Here is a 355-nt window from a genome sequence, read left to right as displayed (position 1 = left end):
TACATGAACTCACCAAACAAGGCTACCAGCTTGTCACAGTCAGCGAACTTGAACAATTGAAAAAAGAACGAAACGAACAGACCCCTGTGCAGTAAACACAGGGGCTTTTTTTATGACTCTAACAACTTCTTTCTTTTTAACAATGCTTGAAACGTCTCTTCAAGCTCATGAGAAGGCTCGATGCTTAAACGACTGAGCACTTCAGACAGTTGCATATCAATCAGTAGGAGCTCTTCTTCTTTCTTTGTAGCAGCTGGCTTTTCTTCCTTTTGTTTATATTCTTCATAGGTGCCATCAAAGCGTTCAATGGTCCCCTCGTGCACATGAAGAATACGATTAGCCACCTGCTCAATGA

General features: G+C 41.7%; 1 pseudogene. It reads right to left on the bottom strand.

Features of this window, described 5'->3' with window-relative positions:
* Positions 1-110 precede the first annotated feature (110 nt).
* Positions 111-355 (bottom strand): annotated as a pseudogene (locus KH400_RS22760) (ABC transporter); the annotation flags it as partial.

The organism is Desertibacillus haloalkaliphilus, from assembly GCF_019039105.1.
Classification (GTDB): domain Bacteria; phylum Bacillota; class Bacilli; order Bacillales; family KJ1-10-99; genus Desertibacillus; species Desertibacillus haloalkaliphilus.
This window is presented reverse-complemented; position numbering and strand designations above follow the sequence as displayed.